This window comes from Pseudoalteromonas sp. SG45-5, from assembly GCF_014164085.1.
Classification (GTDB): domain Bacteria; phylum Pseudomonadota; class Gammaproteobacteria; order Enterobacterales; family Alteromonadaceae; genus Pseudoalteromonas; species Pseudoalteromonas aliena.
The window spans coordinates 17,831-34,729 of the sequence record NZ_JACJEM010000038.1; the positions used below are offsets into that span (position 1 = coordinate 17,831).

General features: G+C 36.3%; 13 protein-coding genes and 1 pseudogene. 4 read left to right on the top strand and 10 right to left on the bottom strand.

The annotated features are described in order from the left end of the window. Positions 1 to 4: 4 nt before the first annotated feature. The 5 genes from H5119_RS13060 to H5119_RS13080 all read right to left on the bottom strand — a co-directional run bounded on the left by H5119_RS13060 (position 5) and on the right by H5119_RS13080 (position 6,006). Positions 5 to 1,201 carry a restriction endonuclease subunit S gene (locus H5119_RS13060; protein WP_182702531.1) on the bottom strand — a complete coding sequence of 399 codons (1,197 nt, stop codon included), beginning with the start codon at positions 1,199 to 1,201 and terminating at the stop codon, positions 5 to 7. A 1-nt stretch (position 1,202) separates the two neighbouring features. Then, positions 1,203 to 2,780 carry a type I restriction-modification system subunit M gene (locus H5119_RS13065; RefSeq protein ID WP_182702532.1) on the bottom strand — a complete coding sequence of 526 codons (1,578 nt, stop codon included), beginning with the start codon at positions 2,778 to 2,780 and terminating at the stop codon, positions 1,203 to 1,205. 26 nt (positions 2,781 to 2,806) lie between these two features. Next, positions 2,807 to 4,771 (bottom strand): hypothetical protein, encoded by a 1,965-nt coding sequence (locus tag H5119_RS13070; RefSeq protein WP_182702533.1) that lies wholly within the window; start codon positions 4,769 to 4,771, stop codon positions 2,807 to 2,809. Between the two features lie 16 nt (positions 4,772 to 4,787). Then, complete coding sequence (locus tag H5119_RS13075) at positions 4,788 to 5,654, bottom strand: WYL domain-containing protein (RefSeq protein WP_182702534.1); 867 nt, start codon at positions 5,652 to 5,654, stop codon at positions 4,788 to 4,790. Positions 5,655 to 5,751: 97 nt separating this feature from the next. Next, positions 5,752 to 6,006: a helix-turn-helix domain-containing protein gene (locus H5119_RS13080; RefSeq protein WP_259400090.1), complete on the bottom strand. Its 255-nt coding sequence runs from the start codon at positions 6,004 to 6,006 to the stop codon at positions 5,752 to 5,754. On the opposite strand from H5119_RS13080, the gene H5119_RS13085 reads away from it, so the two are divergent. Together H5119_RS13085 and H5119_RS13090 are read left to right on the top strand one after the other, a co-directional pair. Next, on the top strand, positions 5,994 to 6,584 hold the full coding sequence (locus tag H5119_RS13085) for a hypothetical protein (protein WP_259400091.1): 591 nt from the start codon (positions 5,994 to 5,996) through the stop codon (positions 6,582 to 6,584). The two genes, H5119_RS13080 and H5119_RS13085, sit on opposite strands and share 13 nt — an antisense overlap. Next, complete coding sequence (locus H5119_RS13090; protein WP_182702536.1) at positions 6,581 to 8,023, top strand: DEAD/DEAH box helicase; 1,443 nt, start codon at positions 6,581 to 6,583, stop codon at positions 8,021 to 8,023. The genes H5119_RS13085 and H5119_RS13090 overlap by 4 nt, the downstream gene beginning before the upstream one ends. Before the next feature lie 20 nt (positions 8,024 to 8,043). Here H5119_RS13090 and H5119_RS13095 read toward each other — a convergent pair whose 3' ends face one another. The 4 genes from H5119_RS13095 to H5119_RS13110 form a co-directional block, all read right to left on the bottom strand. Next, a complete protein-coding gene (locus H5119_RS13095; protein WP_182702537.1) occupies positions 8,044 to 9,417 on the bottom strand; it encodes a site-specific integrase in 1,374 nt (457 codons plus the stop codon). Beyond that, positions 9,417 to 9,938, bottom strand: a complete 522-nt coding sequence (locus H5119_RS13100) for a hypothetical protein (protein WP_182702538.1) — start codon at positions 9,936 to 9,938, stop codon at positions 9,417 to 9,419. Before H5119_RS13100 ends, H5119_RS13095 begins: the two co-directional genes overlap by 1 nt. 11 nt (positions 9,939 to 9,949) lie before the next feature. Further along, positions 9,950 to 12,142: an integrase gene (locus H5119_RS13105; RefSeq protein WP_182702539.1), complete on the bottom strand. Its 2,193-nt coding sequence runs from the start codon at positions 12,140 to 12,142 to the stop codon at positions 9,950 to 9,952. A 161-nt stretch (positions 12,143 to 12,303) separates the two neighbouring features. Then, entirely contained in the window at positions 12,304 to 14,550 is a 2,247-nt protein-coding gene (locus H5119_RS13110) for a hypothetical protein (protein WP_182702540.1), read from the bottom strand. 256 nt (positions 14,551 to 14,806) lie between these two features. On the opposite strand from H5119_RS13110, the pseudogene H5119_RS20505 reads away from it, so the two are divergent. Further along, positions 14,807 to 14,917 (top strand): annotated as a pseudogene (locus H5119_RS20505) (metal-dependent hydrolase); the annotation flags it as partial. A gap of 444 nt (positions 14,918 to 15,361) precedes the next feature. Here the strand turns inward: H5119_RS20505 and H5119_RS13115 are convergent. Further along, positions 15,362 to 16,048, bottom strand: coding sequence for a DUF3334 family protein (locus tag H5119_RS13115; RefSeq protein WP_182702541.1), 687 nt, complete (start codon positions 16,046 to 16,048; stop codon positions 15,362 to 15,364). Between the two features lie 117 nt (positions 16,049 to 16,165). Between H5119_RS13115 and cmoA the strand changes: the two genes are divergently transcribed. Further along, complete coding sequence (gene cmoA, locus H5119_RS13120; RefSeq protein ID WP_138584608.1) at positions 16,166 to 16,891, top strand: carboxy-S-adenosyl-L-methionine synthase CmoA; 726 nt, start codon at positions 16,166 to 16,168, stop codon at positions 16,889 to 16,891. Positions 16,892 to 16,899 lie beyond the last annotated feature (8 nt).

Below are 16,899 nucleotides of genomic sequence, written 5' to 3' on the forward strand. Positions count from 1 at the left end.
ATTCCTATACAAGCATCTGCTGTAGCAAACCTTTTTTGAAGGTTTGGGTAAGTTCCAATTGCTGTTTTACAGCATCTATTTTACTTTGCAATGAAAGAAAAAAGTTCGCGATTTCATCTTGCTCATCTTTGTTTGGTAGTTCTTTTTTAAAGTGAATAAACTCACTGAAATGAACACGTTTTTTTTCTTCTAAGGTTCCTGTAGCTGTTTGATGGTATGTTTTCATCATTTCATAGCTTCTGAGGTAGAGCTCAAAAAAATCCATATTAATTGACTCATCAACATAAAAGACGTCGTAATATTTAGAAATTTTAACTGAGCTTTTTAAATTATTTTTAGCTATAGCACCGAAACGTAAATTCATCGGGTTTGCTACGAAGTCATTTGGATACACAAGTTTATAAGCCTCAGTTTCATCATTGACCAAGAAATCTCTTGTATATCTAGCAGACTTCATTTCAATTCCAGTCTCTATCGTTAAGCTTGCTAACGGACTACTATCCAAGTCATTAGGATATTCGGTACGCTGTTTTATGAAATCATTAAAGTGTCTTTCCTTCCAATCAGGAAAAAAATTGCCATCATTGTTTTTAAAACGAACCTCCTGCTTAAATATTTTTTGCAGCAACCCCTTTTTGTATAGCTTTAGACATTCTTCTTTTTCTCGGAGTAAGTTTACTTTCTTTTCAAGTTCATTAAAAAATTCAGCGATTTTTCTCTGCTCTAATTTATCTTTTGGAAAAAAGAATGGATATGCGTTAATAAAGTCCATATCTGCTCTTGGCATTTTAGAGCCAGAACTAATTGTTGATACACGAAAAAACTTGTCTGTGCGCATTAGATAAAGTAAGAATTCATTTTCTAATTCTTCAGACTCCATAGGTAATATTTCTGAAGAGCAGACGCCATCAACCGGAGCTATTGCCAATTTTTTTAAGTTAGGCCTTAACTTACCAAATAGGACTTGTCCTCTAGAAAATCTATTCTTAATGCTTTTTTGATTCTTGGACTCGCAGTTACCTAATACCCGCCCACTGCCTTTCTCTATGTGTTCTAATTCTATGCAAGGGAGATTTTCATGATCTTTATCTGGGTTATATTTTCTTTTTGTTACTGAGACTATTTTTCCAAAAGGTTTTGAAACCCAATCGTCTGAAAACTCAGGAAATCTTATCTCTGGATTAGCTTTATTGATACTCATTTTACGCTCCAAAAGGTAATTTAATACCTAATTTTGAAGCAAAATTTTGAAGCTGTTCATCTGAGTTTGACAACTTGTCTTCAATTTTTTTAGATTTATAAAGTAATTCATTTAAATCGATTGCATCTTCCTCTTCATATGAATCAACGTATCGCGGAATATTCAAATTAAAGTCATGGTCTTTATTAATCTCAGAGATTGGGGCGAGGTAAGAAAGTTTCTCTGTTTGCACTCGTTTTCCATAAATATCTAAAATTAATTCAAGGTGCTCATCTCTCAAATAGTTCTGTTGCTTTTGCTTCTCAAACTTTTGGCTTGCATCAATAAACAAAATATTGGCACTATGCTCTCGATTTTTTTTGAGCACTAAAATACATGTAGGAATATTTGTTCCATAAAAAATATTGGCAGGTAGCCCAATTACTGCATCTAGGTAGTTTTTATCTTTAATTAAATGCTTACGAATATGCCCTTCAGCCGCACCACGGAATAAAACGCCGTGGGGTAATACAACAGCCATAGTGCCATTTTCATCTAGCTGATGAATCATATGTTGAACAAAGGCAAAATCGGCTTTGCCCTTAGGTGCCAACTTACCGTAATCTTGAAAACGTTCATCTGTTAAAAAGCCTGCTGACGCACTCCAACCAGCTGAAAATGGCGGATTTGCTACTACCGCTTCAAAGCGCTTTTCTATATGGTGCGGTTGCTCTAAGGTATCGTCTTGCTGAATATCAAAATTACGGTAATGCACACCATGTAAAATCATATTCATGCGGGCTAGGTTGTACGTACTTGGGTTAGATTCTTGTCCAAAATAGCCGCCAACTTCACCGCCTTTGCGTTTGATCTCTTTTGAGACTTTTAAAAGCAGTGAGCCTGAACCACAAGTAGGGTCGTAAACACTTTTCAGCTTATCTTTACCATGTGTCACTAACTTAGCTAATAATGTAGAAACCATAGGTGGTGTATAGAATTCACCGGCTTTTTTACCTGCACCTGAGGCAAACTGACCAATGAGGTATTCGTAAGCATCACCTAGTACATCAATGTCAGTTTCATGATGAAGAAAATCAATATCATCAAGGTGGGTAAGTACTTTTGAGATAAGCTCGTTTTTAGCGTTTTCTGTTTTACCTAGCTTGTTCGAGGTTAGATCTAAGTCGTCAAACAAACCGTTAAAGTCATCTTCTGCGGCAGTACCCATCGTACTTTGTTCTATATGGTTAAGCACATCAGATAAGTCTTCTAAAATAAACTCGCCGTTTTCACCTTTTTGCGCCAATACATGAAATAGCTCGTTAGGCTTTAAAAAGTAACCTAAATGGTCGATTGTCTCTTCTTTAATCGCTTCTAAGTATTCTTTGCCTTCGTCTGTGTTTTCATCAATAGCGTCAAACTTAATGCCATCTTCTTTTAATAACTCGTCAGCATATAAATCCATACGCTCAGACAAATACTTGTAAAAGATAAACCCTAAAATATAATCACGAAAATCATCGGCACTCATATTGCCGCGAAGCGTATTAGATATTTTCCAAAGTGTTTCTTTTAATGCTTTTGTATGCTGTTCAACCATGCTGGTTAACTTCCTTTTTAAATTCTTTAATGAGTTTTTTTTATGTCTATCAATGGCTCTACTCGTTCGGTAGACGCATGTTCGTCCATAATTTTTCTCTTCAACCATTGACTGATCCGATTAGAGAGATTTTTGTAAAGACTAATTAAAGTTATCCCCCATATCGCTCCTAGAAGATTCAAGATTATCGTAATCACCGTAGCTATAGTAAAAATCAAGCTTGTTTTACCATTGAGTACGTTTATACCTTTTAACGAAGAGTAGATCCCTAAAACTAAAAAAAAGCATAAAACTAATGTTAGCATCAACGATACAACCCTCCCTGAACTGTCGAGGAATGATTCAAACTTTCCTATTTTTGAATTGCTTATGATTAGCTCTTCATTTACTAGAGATAACTTTGATTGTTCAATATTTACTGCATTTTCAATGGCTGATTTTTTATCTTCTTCTTTTTGAATCTCAAGACGTTTAACTATTTCTAAAACACCTTCGTCAGAAAAGTCATCACCAATTTCGATTGAGTAATCATTAACTTCTTTAAGTAAATTTTTATGATATCGAACTATTTCAACTGTTTCGTCATCAATAACACCAGCACTGTTCATTTTTTTAAATCTAGATAAGAAATTTTCCCATACAGAATTAGACTTATTTAATGTTGCATAAGCATGAGAAACCAATGTCTGTGTAGGTAAATCTTCATAATTATCTTGATGCTTTAGCCAGAAAATAGTTGTTAGCCAAGTATCCGATATTACAACTGGTATGCCTGAATCAATATCTGATGAAAGAAACCTGTTGGCATATTTAATTAAAGCTGTATTTGGTGTTACGAAAACTGAGAATTTATCGCTAAGAGACTTAGTTACTTCACTAGCTCGTGAATTGTGAATTCTTGAAATACAAACAATATCATGTTCTATGCTTTGCTTCGAAGTTAAACTAACGGCGTGTTTGCTTTTCAAATGATTTTCTAGCTCTGTTTCATTACATTGATGGTCTGGGTCTATTTTCCAGCCATATTTGACATGAATTCCTGAATCAGCCAGATTTTTTTCAAGTAAAGCTTGTTGAGTTTCAAGCTGCGGAATATCAATATTCTTGCTTAATAATAGATGAAGTGTTGCAGGGTTAAAATTATCGCTATTCCCCCTTTTTAAGTCTCGCTTCCAAGCCTCAAATAGACCTTCTGTTTCTTTTAATGTTTTATCAAAAATATAGACATTTACTTCCAATAATCGAAGTAACTTTACCAACTCTTGTATAGCATTTTGTGACATGCGGCCGCTGTAACCAAGAAGTGCAACAATTAGTGGGGTATCAAGGTAAACACTTATATTTGAATATATTTTCTTGGTTGCACTTTTAGCTTTCTTATCTGCAAAGAATAAATAATTAGCTAACACAACCCCTTTAAGAACTGTTTGAACTTCTTCCCAATTCCTTGAGTTACTCTGATAAAGGTGCGCTATATAACTAGCAACTAAGTGAGATTCGTTTTTAATATTTTGCTTAGAGTCTTTTTTAGAAACGGCCTTCTTTGAGATTAATGACGCGACATTATTTTCAATAAATGTAAGTAATATCTTTTCTGCATAATCAGCTGTGATTGTTTTATCAAAATTTGATTTAGTGAAATCTACAAAATCAAAAATGACCGATTCTAATGCATCTTCAAGATGACTTTTATTTTTTTCATACTGCTCTCGATAAGGCGTTAAGCTTTCACTAATAGGCACATAAAGGTGATTATCAATTTTTACTAACTTCTTTTTCTTGGCTCTAATTAGCAATACTTTTACGACAGCCTCAGGTGGTTTAAAGCCAAATTTATCTTTAAATTTATTCGCTAAAGAAGGCACATCAAAAGGATAATTTTCTATCTCTAGAATCGTATTAGCTAAAAAAGGAATATATAGATCTATTTCGTCTTTAAAATCATGCGCTTTTAGTGATTCAAGTAATGCTAAATTAACAATTGCACTCATATTCTATTTAATTCCTTTAAATTTGATAGCCGGGTGCAATAGCGAGGTTTTCAGCACCGTATAATGTTTGGCAGTTTTGTAAATAGAGCTGGTATTCTGGGCCTGAAAGTGAACCACTTTCAGAACAATCCACGTTCCAGCGCCTTAATAAATATCCTGCCATTGCTGCACGTACGTTAACTTCTAATACGCCTTTTTCCATTCCAAAATCGAGCTTAATGGCGGTTGGATGCTTAACGTTATTTGGGTGCGGAATAATTTGTAATGGCACCATACGCATCCACTGATGATCTTCTAACTTATCTTCTTCTAGGGATGGTGGCTGTGCAAGCAGGGTAACTTGGGTAATACGAGTTAATACAAAGTCTCTGAATGACTTTGATTTACGATCATAGGCTCTTAAATGCCAACGTAAGCCGTTATCTACTATTGAGTGAGGCACTAACTCTCTTGCTCCCAAACCGCTGCTTAAAGACGTGTATATAACTTTAATAGGCTTATGGTTGATAATCGCTTGAGATAGCTTAGCAATAATATCAATATCAGGTACGTTTAACGAGCTCGGTGATTCAACAGGGAATGAAATATCGCCAATAGAGTCAAAGCCATCACTAATGTTATTCGCTAACTTAATAAGCGTGCGGCGTGCATCATGTTTAAATATGGGCTTGAATTGCGTGGTGATGAAGTATTTTTTTTCTACGTTGTCATACGCCATATTCTCAGGCGCATTGTCTTTGTAGAATTTTAAATCTCTGGTTGCTGCGGCAAGGCCTAATTCGAAATGACTGACTATTTCACTGCGAGTTACCATCCCAGTAAAATAGAGCTTAAAGTCGATATAAGCTAAGCGCTGCTTCTGTGCAAAACTGAATTCGTCCATTTTGAATTTTTTAGCCGTTATAATCGGATAGATTTAATATGTATCATTTTGATTCGAACTACAAGTGATTTAGAACAGCACTTAAGGATATGCAATATTAGCCTTCTCTAAATAGCTCACTAATTGAAACTTTAAGAACTTGTGAGAACTGCTTTACTTCTATATCGGTAACTCTTCTAACATTCGACTCTATTTTAGCCAAAGTGCTTCGAGTAATGTTCCATTGAGCTAAGTGACATTTAGCGACGAGAACTTCTTGTGTCCAAGCTTTGTCTTCTCTAATTCGTTTAATATTTGTACCAATAATATTCATAACATCGTTTGCTCCGTTAACGGAGCTTGATTGACACAAATAAAAACCCTAGAATTGCTCCGCTTTCGGAGCAAAAAATTAAATTAGAGGTTTTCTTGAAAATAGATGTTCTTGTGGCACAAATTATTAAAGCGCCAAATTTTGACAACTTTACAACCAGCGATGTCAGATCATCCTATATAACTTTAAAAAATGATCCTTCTTTAGATCGTGTAATTGTAAGAAAAAAGCTTTATGCAGAACTCCTAAAGCTAGTGAAGAAAGGCTGGTTAAATAAAAAAAGTACAGGAAGAAAAGGTTTTACCCGTTTTAGTAAAACAGAGTTATTTGATTCTGAGTGTCTTAATATTCTTCAAGTCAATAAACCAATATCAAAGATGTTTAAAGAAGATAAAAATAAAAATCTAACTGCTAAATTAAACCTCTATAAAGCGGATTTATTATTGAATATTGGTGAGTCAGAGGCTTACAAAGAACTGTATTCAGAGTTTCCTGAATTAGTGGACGAGATACAACCTCAATTTAATAAAGCTAGGGATAATAATACGAGAATACTAGGGAAAATAAGAGCTATTGAAAGCTTACTTAAGCAAAATGAACCTGTAGAGAAGATATGAAATTAAGGCAATGGCAAGCTAAATGTATTGATTTAGCATTAGCTCAATATGTAAGTGGAAAAAGACATTTTTTAACTTTGGCAACACCAGGTTCTGGTAAAACGGTGATGGCCTCAGAGTTAGCAAACCAGTTATTACAAAAAAATCTAATTGATTTAGTAGTTTGCTTTTCTCCTTCTTCTATTGTGGCCAAAGATTTTAGTGAATGTCTGCACTCAAGAACACAAGAGCGTTTTGATGGATTAATAGGTGCTAAAGGCAGGTCGATCACATATCAAAACTTACAATACCTCGATACAGATTTTTGGTATCTATTTGAGAGATACCGTGTGTTTGTAATATTTGATGAAATACACCATTGTGCAGGCTCAAATATTGATAATGCCAATGCATGGGGTGAGCAGATAATTCTTAACATTCAAGGCAAGGCAATATTTACACTGGCATTGACAGGTACGCCTTGGCGCTCAGATGCAGCCCCTGTTGTTCTTTCTAATTATTTGTTCCCTAGCAATAAAATATCCTGTGATTACACTTACGGGCTTGCTGAAGCGATTAAAGATGATGCTTGCCGCATTCCGAAGATCATCGCTGTTGATAATAATAATATTTCGGTTATCGGTGATAAAGAAACTAAAACGTTCACTAGCTTTAAGTCTTTATTAAGTGACTCCGGCGTTTCTTATCGAGGAGTTATTGAAAATGAAGCAGTGATAAAATACATAATTTCTTCCGCAAATAATAAATTAATACGACTAAGGAAAGTTAATTCCGATGCCGGAGGTTTAATTGTTGCGTCATCGATAGAGCACGCAATAAACATATCTATATTAATAAAAACTTGTTTTAACGAAGATTCTATCGTGGTGACGTATCGCGAAAATGAGCCAGCTAATATCATTCAACAATTTAGGCATTCGAATTCTAAATGGATAATTTCAGTGGGAATGATTAGTGAAGGAACTAATATCCCTCGATTACAGGTTTGTTGCCACCTAACCAACATAAAAACTGAAATACACTTTAGACAGATATTAGGTCGAATATTGAGAATGACTGATTCAAAGAATCAAGAGGCAATATTATACATGCCTGCTGAGCCTAAGCTGTTGGAATATGCTTATAGAATTAATCAAGATATCCCTATTGAAGCCGACATGGTTAAATTTGATAAAATGAAAAAGATTGATTCTGAAGGAATTGAAGATAAAGAATTAAGTACCGTGACTTTTGATAAGAAAAAACCTACTAACCACTTGATTGAATTCGGATTGGGTGGCCTAGACAACTTTAGTGGTACTATTGAGCAATCTGACTTATTTAACGTTGATGATCCAGTTGAAAAACATTTTTTGACGAGTTCTTATGAAAAAGTGATGAATATTTATGGTCAATTTCGACAAGAGTCGATTGCGCTAGGCTTGAGTGAATTAAGGTGAACTAATACAACTAATACAAATTAAGATTTGGCCTGTTTAATATCTAATTCAAACGCCTTTATTGTGCTTTTCAGTGATGCCAAGGCTTCTGTAAAGTTCAGCTCTTTATCCTGAATTTGCTTTTCAATGCGAATTAATTGATCTTCCACAATTGCTACCGATGCTGATAGCGCAACTGCACTATAAGCTTTAGCGTAGCCTCGTATTTTAGCGAAAGCTAAGTGGATGTAAGTATCAAGGGAGTGTAATTGCGTATGTCCTGTCCACTCTCTTAACTGTAATTTAAAAGTTTCGGCATTAAGTAAGTGTTTTCTAAAATCATCAGTATTCGTAATATCTTCATGCTGTTGAATAATTTCAATAAGCTTGTTTGTAATAAACGCATGACGATAGAGATGCGGGTGAAACTCACCTTTGAGGCCTAACTCGTTTTTCCATTTATGGAGGTATGTAGTCCATGAATCAGGTTTAAAAGGCTCACCTGTTTTTGTTGCGATGAACAAGAAACCATGATCTTTATCTCCAATGAGCCCTTTTTTCTTCATGATTTTGCGACGATATTTCATGTATTGAGCAATATCAGTAATAAGTGTATGGGGAATGGGCACATGTCTTGTCGCTCTTTCATCCTTGCGCTTCAGCGTGTGCATTTTAAGGCTTGGCTCGAGCATATCTCTCGCCTCTTTAAAATCATCCACAGTTACGAGATGTAGCTCTTGTACGCGTCCTCCAGTTTGCTCCATTAATTGATATAGTGCTATGTCACGATAACGAACTGCTTTATTAGGGTTGGTTTGTATAAAGCGCCATACCTTTAACGCGTCATTTTCACCAACGGGTAACCGTCTTTTAACAGCATCTTTGCTTGGCAAGCAAAGATGAGAAATCGTGGTAACTTCTTTCTTGTGCCTACTTCCCTCAATTGAAATTTTGTGAGTAGTTTCGACCACTGTTATAGCATTCGCTTTGTCTACGCCAATAAATAGATTCAAGTCATGGTAAATTTGGACAAACTCAAGAAATTTAAGGCATCTAATTCCGACTTCTAAAACTCTATTATTACTTTTAACCTTTTCACCATTAAGATGTTTCTCGCTTTGTAGACCCTGTATAAACAGACGAAAAGTAGCATCGGTTAAGTCGCTAAAACGGTTGAGATGTGTTGCGCTCTCGACGTGATAGATCAAAGCTATAATACTATTGGCATACGTCCTAATTGTCTGATATTTCAACCCTTCCTCTAGAAGTTTATGAATATACATATTTGCTTCGTAGCAGGGCATATTATTTTTATATGTTACAAACGGGATATCTCTTGGTTTATAAAATGTCAATTTGCCGTCAAAACCCAGATGTGACCAGCGAGCAAAGTTTTTTAATTTAGTTATAGGCATTATACTTCGCCATAGTTAGCATAATTAAGCTGTGCTTCAACCTTCTTATTAATATCTTTGTAGCGCTTTAAACGCTCTTCATCAGTCCCATCTTGTAATGCCATTGCTTTTAAGTTTGCGCGCATTTCTTTAATGACTGTATTCAATAAGAAATTACTTTGCTGAGTGATAGCAAGGGTTTCTGCAATTGATGCAAGCTTTTGTCTTGCACTCTCTTCATTACTCTTTTTTATTTTTCCTGTTAAAGCTTTCTCTATGGCAACACGAGCATTCATTCTGAGTCTATCAAAACCTGTAAATCCATCGTCAAACAACAACTCTGAAAGGCTTTTAACTGTATTAATGGCACAAGCAACGATATTTCGTTCGATATTTTCATACTTGGCTAAGCCACCTTGTGATTTAAGCGCTTTTACAAGGTGGCTATTGTTTTTAAATTCATCTGGCGATTTGATGATCTCCATTAACAGGTATTGAGTTGCCAGTATTGATCTTTGATTATTTTCTTTATTTTTTCTCATTATCCTGGTTCTTATTTTGCTTTTACTTGAAATGCTAAGTTGAACGTTTCTCTAACCACCCCATCTTCGTCTGTAACTTTAAAAAAATTAGGCTCCAAGCTGATTTCACCCGATTTAAGTAACTCTTCGAGGTTCGATTCCAAATTTGCTTCTGCCTTCAATTGTTCAATGTGTGGAATAGTTATGTCTTCTTCATCAGCCAGATCAATGACGCTTTCCAAATCATCAATAACTACCGCACCAGCATTATATTTTTTAGCGAGTGTTTCTTTTAACTCACCAATACTTTTAAGCTTTTCTAACTCACCATTCTTATTCAATACACCCTGCACAATAACAGTAGCCTTGACCCCATTGAGAATGTCGCCCACTTCATTACTTGATATGTAATGATATAAATGGGACATATCAGTATGTCCAAGCATCCATCGCAAGGCTTCAAGTCCTTGAAAACGTTTTTGCCAGAAAAAAAGCAAGGCAAAAAAACGGCGCAACTGATGCTGCCTCACATACTGTCGTCTTAGCTCTCCATTATTCATTTTAACTAGGGGGGTTTCAAAATAGTCACATATTAAATCGAAGTTGGCATTGAAGCTTTTAACCGAAGATCTAGTAAGATGGCACATTCTTGCATCTAAGTTATTAAAAAGGTTTGTACTTTTACCCTTAACTATCCCTTGCGATATTGCTGATTCGTTAAATGCTTCGAGTCGCCAGATAATTTTAGCGATAGAGGTTGTAATAGGCCTTTGAATGCTTATGTTAGAAGATATCTTTCCGCCATTTCCAGACTTTTTTAGTTTAAAAATAAGATTGTAATCAATATTTTCATGTTCAAACGGGCTTAAATTTGGAGATAGATTACCACTACTTTTTAATGATATTAACTCATCTTGTCGTCTTGCCGTAATAATACCGGTGAGGTACTGACAGCTCCCTATTAATAAGCTGTAAAGCTCAAATAAGCTCTCATTATTCCGTATGGCGTCATATTTGTTAGCATCTAAACTTTCAAAAGGTAAAACCTGTCGAATACCCATTGCTTTGATCCCTTTTTCATTCAACATACCCATTACTTTCGTTTTCATAAAGTGTCCACGCTCAGTTAATGACATGCTCTGGTAAATATCAGAAGTTGACGTACGTAACCTTTTGCTCGATCGCTCTTTATTACTTCCTGTTTTTGGATTTTTGCTAGCCCCTTGCACGAGCGCAGTAAAGCAAGCGTCCAAAATTTCTTGTTGATACTTAAGAGTAAATTCAAAAGATTGTCGTATGAGTTTAAAGACCATATCAGGGTGCAAGGTTTGAGTACGGCCTTTGGGCTTCAATGCTACCAAAGCATCAATTTGTCTTAAGCAAAGTGATTTTGTGGCCTCGATGGGTGGTGAACTTGCGTTGTCTTTGAATATATTTGTGTTAATCAACTTAGCCACTGATATGTAGGTTTGAATTGTCACCTCTGAGACTGACGTCTCTGAGCTATCAGTGTTAAAGGAAGGATATTCAGTGGATATGGTTTTTTCGGCAATCCATAGCTCAGGTAAACTGGGAACATTTATGTCTGATACTATCTTGCCCTCAAAGAGCAGCGTTGAGAGCACTTTGCCTTTAGCAGCAACTCCAGCTTTACTTTTATAATAACCTTGTTCGTTAAGCCAGCAGCATGCCTTGATGCGATCAGCCTTTGATAAATAAAGTGTTAAATCGTCCTCTGCTATATTTCTGCTTACAAAAGGGTACTTAACCAAAAAAGCTTTCACCTGCTCTTGTGTGATGCTATCGCCGTGCATTTTAAGTAGCTCAACAGTTCGATTTTTAATGTCATATATCCCATTGATTGGTCCGTCCTCAGACATCACTTTAAAAAGAGACAACCAGAAATCAGCAGTAATGTTGCTAAGGTGATATTGACTTAACTCTAATTCGGTTGAGCGTAATAAAATTGCATCAATTAATGAGGTGACTTTCGTTACCCGACTTTGTACTGTGGTAGTTTTAATGAGCGAACCACCATTTTCAAGAGGATCAGACACTGCGAGTAGCCAGTTTTTAAAACCATTGAGAAGAGGCTTATGTTTAGAATGAGTGAGAGGTAAACCATCGTCAAGAATAACCGATGACCAGTCAATAACCTTATCCCTTTTTATAAAGTTCATGACAGTGACATCATCATCATACTCACTCTTAAACCAATAAGGCATTTCGTAAGCTTGAACGTAAATGTGGGTAAAATGATTACCAATTTCGCGTTGTAGAGCAAAGTCTTGGTTTTCAACAGCGTAGTAAAGTGCTTCAGTTAACTCTTCGCTGTTTAGCTCATGAAGACCTACTTTTCTTTCCTTTAAGTTATTTACTATTAATTTTAATATGTTAACGCTCCAGCAACTAGTTGAATATCAAGTGGGCTTTTCTTTGCTCTGGAGATAAGCTGTGTACGTTCTAAATTGACTATACTTTCTCGCGCATCTTCGGTCAGAATGATTGTAGCTGCCTCATACCAGGTTGATACGATGTCGCGAAAGATTTGACCATCTTGTATTTCTTTTGAGCGGTCCACGATACTTTTGATGGCAATAAGCACTCTCACCACATTCTCTGTGATAATCAAGGTGACCTCATCGAATAGTGCTTGAGGCTCTTTCTTCTCAACAAGAGATGAGGTTGCGTCATTTTTAAATTTACCAAACAATTTAGGTATGTCGTGAATACCGTGATTTTGTAGAAATTCATCGAGGTATTCAGGTTTAATATCAACTGCTTCAAAAAGATAGTCCGATTCCTTCATTGCGATATAAATAAGTGCATTTTGAAATTGGCGGATCCACCTTGCATTGAAAAAATCCATCAGCGCAGATGGAAGATACTTGTTTAATAGGTCAACATTAACTGTTTCATGTCCTAAAACCTCTGCTACTGCGCGTAAAGAGTGGGTTTTAATATATGTACGAATTGCTCGGAGCTTACGGCCTGAACGTAAGCCTACCAATTTTGATAGCAATAACTTATCGTCTTCATTCATACTACTAGGATGGTTATAAACCCACTGTCTATAATTGCTATTAAAAGAAGCCGAACTAATATCGCTACCAAAATTACAATGCCAACTTGCTTTCTGCAAATTAGCCTTGAGTAACATATACCGCCATGCGCTTCCTTGAAACTCATCTGTGCTTGGGTGAGCTTTTAAATACTTTCGAGCAAGTTTGGTATGATTGATTAATGCCTCAACGATGGCTTGGCTGTATTCGTTAAGAATAATATCTTGCTGAGCCTTTGTCGGACCCTTGCGGCCTTTATAAACAACTATTATGAAATTACAGCCAACTTGTTTATACCCAGTCATTTTTCCCTTTTTATCAAATAACTCCCAATGCTCCAGTGCAGATGGAGTGAGTTGGGGGTTCTCCAACACCAACAATGTGCACAGTGCACCGAGCGTAGCTGTAGTGGGTAGGTTTAATTCATCAGCTAGTTCAGGGAAAGAGAGTTTATCGCTATTAGGATAGTTTCCACCAAAAAATGTAATAGGGTTTGCAACGGCTGCCCCTATACCATGCTCATAGAATGTGGCTATGCTATTCTTTAAATGTTCGCGCCCCACGCGCACATGTTCAGCTTTTTTATAGCCACCAACAGCGTCGAGAATGGGCTTAACCAGACCTTCTTTCGCCAACTTAAGGTTACGTTCGTGTTTTCCTTTTATGCTTTCAAAAACAGAATGATAAGATGCACGAACATGCTCTTCACTAACTCGTAACCTATCTTCGATGATTTGGATCGCCGCCTCATCTTTGATGTGCAGCGGAATAGAAGCAAGCCAAAGCTGCTCTTCGAGGTATGTTAACTTACCGCCAGTAGCTATATCTGCAACAGGTTGAGAATCTTCTTTAAATAAGGGAGTTAAAACAGGTCGAACTGGCTCATCAATTAATCTGCTATCAATGAAACATATTTTGAAAACCTTAATCAATTTAGTCCAAAAAACAAAAAAGTTTGCACTTTTATTGCCTCTTAATAAGTTATTACTAAATGAGCACCACATAACCTTCTCAAGAAACGCACTTAATTTATTAGCTTTCAATTGAGCACGCAAGTCATCAGCGCTATTGCAATGCTTTGTAAAAGAATTTAGAAGATCTGAGTATAAGTGCACCAGAAGTGGCAAAGTGGTTCTTTTTTGTGTTTTACAATACTCACTCGTATGAAAATAAATTTCAGACGTCAGCTCATCTCCAAAGACTTCATGAAATTTACCTATTGGAAAATTAAAGGGTTTACCTTCCTTTGATTTTAATTGCCAGCCATCAAGGTAAGCTAAGCGCTCTGGGCTAACCCGTAGGCTTGTGAATTCATCAATACATTGCTTGATAAATTCATATTTACTATTAAATGAAATCTTTGGTGATTCTATTTCATGCTTAGTAAGTACCTCAAAAGTTATAAAGGTAACCCGGGTTAATTCATATGCGTTTTTGCGATTGTGTTGAGAGTACATAAATCCCACAAATCCACGTAATTGTCTAATTAAAGACTCGGGGCTACTTAGAATATCTAGTGCTTCATAACCAGCATTTTTAAAAGTTGATATGTATGCTGAATAATTGTTCACTATCACGTTCCTACTCTTTTTAGGGGCGTTGTCAAAGAGTAACTTTCTAAAAGCTGGTGATAATGCCTTTTGTACAGCTGGTAATGATTTAATAGCGAGATGGTTCAATATATAAGAACCTTATTTGATTGTGTATATTTAGTATTGTAGAACAATGATAATTGTCAATATTAAAATACTTTATAACCCTTTTAATCTATAGCTGGTAAGGTAATTTAGGCTTCATTGATTGATTTTATTCTTAGGAGTAGTTCGAAAAGGCTTTTATCAACTTTGCTGCCATATGGAACCGAGTTACCACCAGCTAGAGTTAGATTTAAGGATATTTTGTGTGGTAGTGGCGATGGGGGCAAACCCTTATAACTAGATGCTTTACACTGAGCCTACATAATTTGCGATAAAAAGTTAATTGCGAAACTAAGATGCTTAGGGCGTGTTGACCTTTCGTGATTGATTTTGCAGCTGACTGTTTGGTTTTGAGCCTATGTGGTGTGGTTATTCCCCATAAATAGGCGATAACGCAGCATAAATGCCAAACATGCGCTGCCCTTTGAGCTCGATCTAGGGACGATTAACTCTTTGTTGCTCGGTTTTTACTTATTCTTACAGGGATCTAAGCCATTAGAGTAACGCAGGAGCAGTTACCGAGCCCACTAGGTTACAAGCCTCGCGCCGCGATTAAATCGCTCCTAGATTGAACAAATTTCAATCCACAAAGGTCAACATGCCCTAGCAAAAACAGAAAAGCGCAATATAAAATCGCGCTTTTTTTTTATCGTTTATTACAAGCTACCAGCTTAAATTTTTAGCTTTAAAGCCCAAGTCCTGCCATAAAGTCATCGTCATTATCATCTTGCGCTGAAGAGGCAGCCGCTTTAGATTTTTCAGCTTGTTGCTTTGCTTCATTTTCAATAATGTCATCAGGGTCTATCGCTTCTACAATGTCAAAATCATGCAGTTTAATAAACTCAGTTTTATCCATAGCAAGCTCTAGATAAAATATATTTTGTTTACTGGTGGTAAACGTTACGCGACGTGCTTGTGGGCGATCCATCGTAGTGTCTACCGATATTTGAACTTGTTTGTTAATTGCCATCATTTTTGGCTGATTTTGCGTGATAGAGGTGTGTAATTGCTCGCGCACTTTTGAAGTAAAGTCGCCAACAATTTGGTTCATTAACTCACCTAACACGTTAGACACATCATCAGATAAATGGCTGTGCGCTATTTCTTCTTCAGGCATACCCATGTTACGCATGTAATCGCCATAAATTTCCATCGCAGCTTGCGAGGTAAAGTTTGTAATTACAAGACCGGTAAAACCACCATCAAACAATACAAAACAACCAATGTCTGGTCGCATACAAGTACGTGTTATTTTTTGAACCATAGCAGAATAACTAATGCCATTACCGCTGGCTGATGTAAGCACACCTGTTACCGAGTGACACAGGGTTGCCAAGATATCGTCTGTACTAATAATCTTACTTTTACTCATTTAATAATCTCTTTTTGTACTTATTATTCATAATTCTAGTCAAGCTACTGAATTTATCACTGACTATCCAGTATAAAATGTTAAAATAGCACTATTATTTTTAAAGAGACTGCTTTCGTGACCATAAAAGACAGTATTTATGCCTCTGAGCAACAAGTTAAAGACTTTAGTTTTGATCAAAATGTAGTCGAAGTATTCCCGGATATGATCCAGCGCTCTGTGCCTGGCTATGCCACTATTGTAAGTACGATGGGCAAACTTGCTGGGCAATATGCACAAAGTAATTCTAATTTATATGATTTAGGCTGCTCACTGGGTGCCGTCACGCTTAGCATGCGCCGTAACATTCGTACCGATAACTGCCATATAATAGCCGTAGATAACTCTCAAGCTATGGTTGAACGCTGTAAAGTACATTTACAAGGTTTTAAGTCTGATGTGCCAGTTACTGTCACTTTAGGCGATATTAATGAGCTTGAGATTCAAAATGCATCGGTTGTTGCAATGAACTTTACATTACAGTTTATTCCACATGCTCAGCGCCAAGCGGTGCTTGAAAAAATATACGCGAATTTAAAACCTGGCGGTGTATTGCTGCTAAGCGAAAAAATTAAAGCTGAAAATGAGCAATGCGATAATTTATTAATAGATTTGCACCACGACTTTAAACGTCACAATGGTTACTCTGAGCTTGAAATAAGCCAAAAGCGTACCGCTATTGAAAACGTAATGCGTCCCGACACACTCAGTACACACGTTAATCGTTTAAGTGACATTGGCTTTAGCCAAACGCAAGTGTGGTATCAATGTTTTAATTTTTGCTCAATGGTAGCAATTAAATAAAGAGAGTT